An 8713-nucleotide genomic window follows, 5' to 3' on the forward strand; every position below is an offset into this window, starting at 1 on the left:
CATTGAGCAAGGAATGAATCTTCGGTATGATAGGAAAGATAGAATTGAGAAATATTAGAGATTGGGGGAAATTTTGTGAGAGAATTTTTAAAGAAAAAAGGGGTTTCTTTATCACCTAGGGAATATTTTATAACGGCATTAAGTTATATGGCGCTTGGATTGTTTTCATCTTTAATTATAGGATTAATAATTGAAACAGCCGGAACGCAGTTAAATCTCCCTGCTCTGCAGGAAATGGGGGCATTTGCAAAAGACGTGAAAGTGTGGGGAGGAGCCATAGGTGTGGCAATTGCTTACGGATTGCAAGCTCCACCACTAGTTGCCTTTTCTGCTTTGTTTGCTGGTGCTTTTGGAGCAGTACTTGGCGGTCCGGCAGGAAGTTATATTGCTGCAGTATTGGCTGTTGAAATTGGTAAACTTGTAAGTAAAAGTACAAAAATTGATATCATACTTACACCACTTGTAACTATTTCTGTTGGTTATTTTGTAGGATCGACGATTGGACCAGGGATTAATCGATTTATGGTTTGGTTTGGAGATATTATTAAGTGGGCCACAAATCAACAACCGCTCATTATGGGTATTGTTGTTGCGGTTCTCATGGGTCTAGCTTTAACTGCTCCGATTTCAAGTGCAGCTATAGCTATTATGTTGCAGTTAGATGGATTAGCAGCTGGAGCCGCTGTTATTGGATGTTCCGCTCAAATGATTGGATTTGCTGTATCTAGTTATCGTGAAAATGGGTTTGGGGGTTTTCTTGCTCAAGGAATTGGTACGTCTATGCTGCAAGTAGCTAATATATTGAAAAATCCAATAATATTGATTCCTCCTACAGTTGCTGGGGCAATTCTTGGTCCGATTGGAATTATGATGTTTCAAATGGAAACAAATGCTGCAGGTGCCGGAATGGGCACGAGTGGCTTGGTTGGACAAATTATGACCTTTCAGGTGATGGGTTTTAGTTGGGGTGTATTTTGGACAGTCCTTAGTCTTCATATTATTGCACCAGCTGTTATTAGCTTACTGCTCTCAGAATGGTTAAGAAAAATAGGGTGGATCAAGCTTGGAGATATGAAAATTAACCAATAGCTGTGCTAAACTAGTTATGGGTTATACCCCTTGAAGGGAGTGAAAGACTTAAATGAGAATGACTAGTATAAAAATGAAGAAGCTTCTTGAAGAACGCTTTTCTCAATATTCATGGGAAATCACTTATGACAAAGATAAAGATTCGGTTCGTATCGAAAAGAAAGATAGTAATCAAGGGATTGAAATAGAGCTTCCGCCTTTTATATCGAAGTGGGAGGAAAAAGGAGATTCAGCTTTTACGGAATTGGAAGATTTTGTGCGGGAAGCTTTGACGGTTATGAATGAAGAACAAATGCTTCAAGGTAGAGAAAAAGATATTTATCCTGTTATTCGCTCAGCCTCTTTCCCAAAGGAAACGAAATCTGGCCAGCGATTGATTTTTGATGAGCATACAGCCGAAACTAGGATTTACTATGCTCTAGATCTTGGGAAGAGCTATCGATTAATTGATGAAGCCTGGCTTCAATCAGAAAATTGGCCGAAGAATCAGCTTCGGGAGGTGGCTACCTTTAATGTTCGCTCTCTCCCTGTCTCTTGGAAGTCGGAAACAGTTGCGGGGAATACATTTTATTTTCATTCCAAGAATGATGGATACGATGCTAGTCGTATTTTAAACATTAGTGAGTTAGAAAAATTGAAAGCGGAAATAAAAGGTGAATTTGCTTTTGCTATACCACATCAGGACGTTTTAATAGCAGCTGATATTCAAAACGAAACAGGCTATGATATCCTTGCGCAAATAACCATGAAGTTTTTTGCTGAAGGACGTGTTCCTGTAACAGCTCTACCTTTCTTGTATGAGGATCAGAAACTAGAACCAATCTTTATTCTTGCACAAAATAAAAAGAAATAAATCAAGAAAAAGACTCGCCATTAGGTGAGTCTTTTGTCTAAGAGGAAAATATCTATCACTAGAAGCATGAAAAGGTCCTTTTTTATAATGATTTTTGTTAAAATAAAGTGAAACTACAATCAGTGGCCGTCCCACACCTACTCTTTTCGTTTCAAATAGACTTGAGTGGGGTATTACTGACCGTTAATGCGTGATAAAGAGACATATGCATCGACGGGTGTATTTGTCTAGCAATGTTACATAAAAGAGAGGGCTTTACATGAAATGGAATGATATTAAACAATGGGTACAGAAATGGAAGCATCAAGAGGAAGAAGTAGAGGAGAAAATTTTCTATTCCTCTTCCAACATTACTCCGAAAGAACAAGACATTCAGACGAAAATTGTTTATCAATATCCTAGAAGATCTGATTTTTTTCAATCAGTAGAAAGAGTACAGGAAACAAATCTAAAGCCTTCTTTTTCAAAAAAAACCAATTCACAATCTCAAAAGGTAACCAGATTTATACGTTCGGATGTTCCTTCCCCAGTATATGGGTTCAAAAAAGAAGGAGATAAGGAAATAAGAAGTGTATCACTAGAAAGAAAAGTTGAGCAGAAACCAGCCTTCGAAAGACGCAAGGAGGGTAACTCCTCTGGACCATTCATAGATAAAGTTTCTATTGAAAAGGAAGAAGATACAAAAGTCATCCAGGAAGTGGATAATAAAAATAAAGAGGAAAAAGTGCAGGCAAGTAGCATAGAAAAAGAAGAAAACCCCCATATGGAAAGGAATGTTGTGGAATCGGAACCTCCTAAACGAAGGATTCCATTCAACGTCCTAATGACACCTGGTGACAAACGTATAAGAGTTCAAAGAGAAAAAGAAATGGAAGTCGGTACTTCCAAGGTAGAGAATAAAACTCTGGCTCCTTTGGTTCCTTTTGATTTTCTTTCCTCTCCATCAAAAGAAACTACTAATGATGGGGAATGGATAAAGGAGCAAGAGGAATTGCTTACTCAAACTCTACATCATTTTCATATTAAGGCAAAAGTAGTTGGTGTCATGAGGGGGCCTGCTGTTACAAGATTTGAGGTTCAACCAGCTCCTGGTGTAAAAGTAAGCAAGATTACGAATTTGAGTGATGATATTAAACTAAATTTATCTGCAAAGGATATTAGGATTGAGGCTCCAATACCTGGGAAAAATACGATTGGAATTGAGGTTCCAAATCTGAAGCCCGTAGCAGTAGTGTTAAAAGAAATTTTAGATTCAAAAGTTTTTCAAGAAAGTATGTCACCTTTAATGGTCGGTCTGGGATTAGATATTGGGGGGCAACCCATCCTGACTGATTTGAAAAAAATGCCCCATGGTTTAATTGCAGGAGCAACAGGGTCAGGGAAGAGTGTATGTATTAATACTATTCTAATTAGCTTATTATACAAAGCTTCGCCTAAAGAGGTGAAACTATTGCTCATAGATCCGAAGATGGTGGAGCTAGCTCCATATAGGAACCTTCCCCATTTAGTAACTCCTGTTATTACAGATTCAAAGGCTGCAACCAATGCACTTAAATGGGCAGTGGAAGAGATGGAACAAAGATATGAACAGTTTGTTAAAGCGGGAGTTCGAGATATCGATCGGTACAATAGTAAAGCAAATGGGGATAAAATGCCCTATATAGTAATCATCATTGATGAATTGGCAGACTTAATGATGGTTTCACCGCAAGATGTTGAAGACTCCATATGTAGAATTGCCCAAAAAGCAAGAGCCTGTGGAATTCATTTGTTAATTGCAACGCAAAGACCTTCAGTAGACGTTATTACTGGATTAATTAAAGCAAACATTCCGACTCGTATTGCTTTTAGTGTATCCTCACAGGTTGATTCTCGAACCATCTTAGACGCGTCGGGTGCTGAGAGATTATTAGGAAAAGGGGATATGCTTTTTCTGGAGAATGGGACAGGAAAACCAAAACGACTTCAAGGAGCTTTTGTCAGTGACGATGAAATTGATAACATTACAGATTTTATTAGACAGGAGTTCCCAACGGAGTATTGGTTTGAGCAGGAAGAACTAGTTAAAAAAATGGACAATGAAGAGGCAGTAGATGAGCTCTTCGTAGAAGCTGCTGAATTTGTTATTGATCAAAGCAGCGCAAGTGCATCTCTTCTTCAAAGGCGGTTTAGAATTGGATATAATCGTGCAGCACGATTGCTGGATCAACTAGAGGAAAATGGTATAGTTTCCGAGGCGAATGGAAGCAAGCCAAGAGAAGTTCTAGTCTCTAGTTATCTGACAGAATCCTAATTAGACAAAAAGATTTAGGGTATAATAATAAATAAAAGCTTGTCTTTTTCAATACCTATTGATTATCATAGTAAAGGTAATAGAATAAATAATGTCGGAAACTTTGGATAGACGGTAAGGAGTCCTTTTATGAAAGAGTTTGAATTAAAAATGAAAGGTGAAATCAGTCGACTGACAAATAAAACGTTTAAGTTTGATGAGAGAGTAAAAGAAGGCTGGTTTTCTGCTGTATATTTTTTAAAAACAAAAGAAATTGTGCAACGAGAACATCCTGATAATATTGTAACCATGCAATTCTTTCAGAAACAACATACCGTATTATGCGGAACTGATGAAGCGATTGCTCTCATTCATACGTTTGCAGAACAGCCTGAAAGCCTAGAGGTTTATTCTCTTAAGGATGGAGACAAGATTGAGCCTTATGAGTCTGTTTTGACGATCACTGGCCCTTATCAAAATTTTGGCTTTCTTGAAGGTCTTATCGATGGGATATTAGCCAGAAGAACATCCGTGGCTACCAATGTTTATCAGGTAGTAAAGGCTGCAAGAGTTTCTGGAAAGCAAAAACCAATCATTTTTATGGGTGATAGAGACGATCATTTTACACAACAATCTGGTGATGGCTATGCAGCTTTCATCGGGGGGTCTACCGCTCAAGCAACACATGCCATGAATGAGTGGTGGGGGAAGCAAGGAATGGGAACAATGCCGCATGCATTGATCCAATTATTTAAAGGGGATATTGTTGAAGCGACAAAGGCCTACAATAAATGTTACCCTGATGATGATCTTATGGCTTTGGTTGATTATAACAACGACGTAATTACTGATTCTCTTAAGGTAGCCAGAGAATTTGGTGAAAAGTTAGTGGCTGTACGTCTTGACACTTCAAGAACAATGGTAGATAAATATTTCTTTAGAAACCAACATTTAATGGGAAAATTTGATCCTCGAGGTGTAAATCCAGAACTTATCTTCGCTTTAAGAAATGCTTTAGATGAGGAAGGGTTTCAACATGTAAAGATCGTGGCAAGTGGTGGGTTTACAGAAGATAGAATTCGAGAATTTGAAAAACGTGGAGTTCCTGTTGACATGTATGGAGTGGGAAGTAACTTATTAAAAATAAATGTTGGGTTTACAGGGGATAATGTTCTTTTAAATGGAGAACCTGAAGCTAAAAAAGGTAGAAAATACAACCCGAATCCAAGATTGGAAAAGGTAGAATATAGAGAGAAGAATTGATGCAATTGATTCTTCTTTCTTTAGCGATTCACCTTTTATAATCTTTTTGCTATAATAGTTCGATAAGTACATAAGATTTTAGAGGGGCACATTCCTCACTGAAATCATATACTATGCATACAAGATGACTCATGATTGTGGAGGTTCTTTTTTTATGACCATTTACCACTTTGTTGGAATTAAAGGTACAGGAATGAGTGCTTTGGCTCAAATTCTCCATGATAGTGGGGAACAGGTTCAAGGGTCTGATGTTGAAAAGCGTTTTTTCACACAAACTGCTTTGGAACAAAAAAATATACCCATTTTACCTTTTACTGAAGAAAATATTCGTGAAGGATTAACTGTAATTGCTGGCAATGCTTTTGGAGATAACCATGAAGAAATTGTAAGAGCTAAGGAGTTAGGGTTACCTTTTTATCGCTACCATGATTTTCTGGGCGAATGGTTAACGAAATTCACAAGTATTGCTGTAACGGGGGCACACGGAAAAACAACAACAACCGGATTGCTGTCCCATGTGCTAAGTCAATCGTATCCGACTAGTTATTTAATTGGAGATGGAACTGGAAAGGGAAATGTAAAGAGCAAATATTTTGTTTTTGAAGCATGTGAGTATCGAAGACATTTCCTTGCCTACAAACCTGATTATGCGATTATGACAAACATTGATTTCGATCATCCTGATTATTTCAATAGTATGGAAGATGTGTTTAATGCTTTCCAGGAGATGGCAAAGCAAGTAAAGAAAGGGATAATAGCTTGTGGAGATGATGAACAGCTTCAGCATATTCAAGCCATGGTACCAGTTGTTTATTATGGTTTTTCGGAAAACAGTGATTTTCAAGCTCAAAATGTGATAGAGACAGAAGAAGGAACCACTTTTGATGTATTTGTTAGAAGCGATTATTATCAAACGTTCACTATTCCTACCTATGGGAATCACAATGTGCTTAATGCCTTAGCCGTTATCGCTCTATGCCAATATGAAGGTATGGATGCTGAGGATATAAAGAAAATAAAGACTTTTCGTGGGGTGAAAAGAAGATTTTCTGAAAAAAAACACAATGATCAAATCCTTGTTGATGATTATGCCCATCATCCTAAGGAAATCGAAGCTACGATAGATAGTGCTAGAAAAAAGTATCCAGGTCGTGAAATAATAGCAATTTTTCAACCCCATACATTTTCACGAACACGAACTTTCTTAAATGAATTTGCAGAATCCTTAAAGCTTGCAGACCATGTCTATTTATGTGATATATTTGGTTCTGCTCGTGAGAATTCGGGTGAGTTAACGATAAAAGACCTAGCAGACTTAATACCTAATTCACAAGTTCTTAATTTAGATCATACAGAAGTCTTATCAAATCATAGTTCTTCCATTTTGTTATTTATGGGAGCAGGCGATATTCAAAAGTTTCAAGAAAAATATGAGTCGCTGTCTAATTGAACTCCCCCACCTAAAATTCTATCGAATTTTTGAGGAAGGGAATTCTATAAAAAACAGACCATACTCGTTCAACTAAGCAATGGATTTTCGGCTCTCTATCTTTGTAGGATTTCCTTTCCTCCTCTCAAACTCTCAGAAGAGTTCTTGAGAGGAGAGTTCACCCGTTTGGTGAAGCCTTACGCAAGAAGAGAACTCTAAATTACAGAGAAGCTTGTTAGTATCCTAAAACCCCACTGCTTTAGCTGTGAGAGTTGTCAGCAAACCAAAAACTTGGAATGTCTTTTAGGATTTGATACACCGCATTCCACTTGTTGGAAACCGCATATTAATTTTAGAAAAAATCTTCTCGCACAAGACCGATAATAGAGTCCAGTTTTGGGCTCCTTTTTTTCTAAGAGAGAAGAATGTTAAGATTTCAAATAAAAGCAGGATATTCGCGATTAAATAAAGAATTATTAAATTAGTTTATGCGACATTTTTTTGGGGTATCAATAAACTATAGAGTACATACTAAAGGAGCTGTAAAAAATGATCGACTTACTTTATATAGCAGCACTGATTGTTGCCATCGCTTTTGCTATTCTGGTCTTTTTTATTGGAAGAACGTTAAAGTCTGCTCAGAAAACCCTTAGTCAGGTGGCAAACACACTCGATGGTTTAGAAAAACAGTTAGAGGGTATATCAATAGAGACGACGTCTTTATTAAATAAAACAAATCTATTGGCTGAGGATATTCAAGAAAAAAGCCAAAAGCTAAATAGTGTGGTGGATGGTGTACAAGGAGTTGGAACAACCATTCAACAATTTAATCAGTCCCTACGGTCCATATCTGGGGACATCCATGATGCTGCGAATCAAAATAAGGAAAATGTTGTACAAGCTATGCAGTGGGGAAATGTAGCACTAGATTTGTGGAAGAAATTCAAAAGAACGAATAAAAGGATGGAGGATTACGATGGTAGATCAGAACAAATCAAATGATCGTGAGAATAATTCTTATGGGAAGGAATTCTTTTTAGGCTCAGTAATTGGAGGTTTAGTTGGTGCTACTCTTGCCTTGTTATTTGCTCCTAAGTCAGGCAGAGAGCTTCGAGGAGATATTAACGAGCAGGTTAAGGATCGCACGGTAGATATGAAAAATCAAGCGTATGAGAAAGGGGAAGAGTTAAAAGAGGTAAGTAAGGATCAATATATTAGCCTCACTCAAACGATTTCAGAGAAAGGTCAACAAATTGGTGATCGAGTAAAGGAATCAAAACAAACGATTCAAGACAAGTTAAAAAGAAACAAAGAAGTGATAGAAACAGCATCGGAGGAAATTGCAGATACCGTGGAAGATGCGGCAGAAAATTTGAAGCATTAAAGAAGAGGGCATTCCGATCTAATGGAATGCCCTTCATTTATACTATCATAGGTTATTCTGCATGAACGGGTAGTCATACCCCACCTCAAGTCTTAAGTGAGACGAAACGAGCTGTTAGGGGATAAACCGCCATGAAAAAACATAATTTTCCATCTTGTTGATGAAACTTGCTTCATGGTTGGCTGCCCGTAAATGTCCGATTGATTCAAGGGCCTTTAGGTCATACCCTTGGTGCTAACAATCTGCGGGCGACCCGACTGATTGAAGTTTTACATTATATCTTTGGTCGGTTGATAGCATATGGAAAATATTTAGATTTGTCAATTAGGGTTTGAACTCTAGAGTAAAAGGGATCTAAGAAAGCAAAATACGCTTTCAAGAATCCCTTTGTGAATGCTAAACTAAAATAGACCATTATTGCTA

General features: G+C 37.6%; 7 protein-coding genes. All 7 read left to right on the plus strand.

The window, feature by feature from the left end; all coding sequences use genetic code 11:
* The first annotated feature begins 75 nt into the window (after window positions 1-75).
* Window positions 76-1089 carry a PTS sugar transporter subunit IIC gene (locus tag RZN25_16565; protein MEQ6378426.1) on the plus strand — a complete coding sequence of 338 codons (1014 nt, stop codon included), beginning with the start codon at window positions 76-78 and terminating at the stop codon, window positions 1087-1089.
* A gap of 52 nt (window positions 1090-1141) precedes the next feature.
* Window positions 1142-1942, plus strand: coding sequence for a DUF1444 domain-containing protein (locus RZN25_16570; GenBank protein ID MEQ6378427.1), 801 nt, complete (start codon window positions 1142-1144; stop codon window positions 1940-1942).
* Between the two features lie 259 nt (window positions 1943-2201).
* Window positions 2202-4235 (plus strand): DNA translocase FtsK, encoded by a 2034-nt coding sequence (locus RZN25_16575; protein MEQ6378428.1) that lies wholly within the window; start codon window positions 2202-2204, stop codon window positions 4233-4235.
* A 129-nt stretch (window positions 4236-4364) separates the two neighbouring features.
* On the plus strand, window positions 4365-5477 hold the full coding sequence (locus tag RZN25_16580; GenBank protein ID MEQ6378429.1) for a nicotinate phosphoribosyltransferase: 1113 nt from the start codon (window positions 4365-4367) through the stop codon (window positions 5475-5477).
* Between the two features lie 154 nt (window positions 5478-5631).
* Entirely contained in the window at window positions 5632-6927 is a 1296-nt protein-coding gene (gene murC, locus RZN25_16585) for a UDP-N-acetylmuramate--L-alanine ligase (protein ID MEQ6378430.1), read from the plus strand.
* Window positions 6928-7455: 528 nt separating this feature from the next.
* Window positions 7456-7908, plus strand: coding sequence for a DUF948 domain-containing protein (locus RZN25_16590; GenBank protein MEQ6378431.1), 453 nt, complete (start codon window positions 7456-7458; stop codon window positions 7906-7908).
* A complete protein-coding gene (locus RZN25_16595) occupies window positions 7883-8290 on the plus strand; it encodes a YtxH domain-containing protein (protein MEQ6378432.1) in 408 nt (135 codons plus the stop codon). Before RZN25_16590 ends, RZN25_16595 begins: the two co-directional genes overlap by 26 nt.
* Window positions 8291-8713: the final 423 nt, after the last annotated feature.

The organism is Bacillaceae bacterium S4-13-56 (assembly GCA_040191315.1).
Taxonomy (GTDB): Bacteria; Bacillota; Bacilli; order Bacillales; family JAWJLM01; genus JAWJLM01.

Excerpts from the sequence above, each read along its gene's own strand:
- RZN25_16570 (MEQ6378427.1), top strand. The coding sequence starts at position 1,142 with ATGAGAATGACTAGTATAAAAATGAAGAAGCTTCTTGAAGAACGCTTT.
- RZN25_16575 (MEQ6378428.1), top strand. The coding sequence starts at position 2,202 with ATGAAATGGAATGATATTAAACAATGGGTACAGAAATGGAAGCATCAA.
- RZN25_16580 (MEQ6378429.1), top strand. The coding sequence starts at position 4,365 with ATGAAAGAGTTTGAATTAAAAATGAAAGGTGAAATCAGTCGACTGACA.
- murC (MEQ6378430.1), top strand. The coding sequence starts at position 5,632 with ATGACCATTTACCACTTTGTTGGAATTAAAGGTACAGGAATGAGTGCT.
- RZN25_16590 (MEQ6378431.1), top strand. The coding sequence starts at position 7,456 with ATGATCGACTTACTTTATATAGCAGCACTGATTGTTGCCATCGCTTTT.
- RZN25_16595 (MEQ6378432.1), top strand. The coding sequence starts at position 7,883 with ATGGTAGATCAGAACAAATCAAATGATCGTGAGAATAATTCTTATGGG.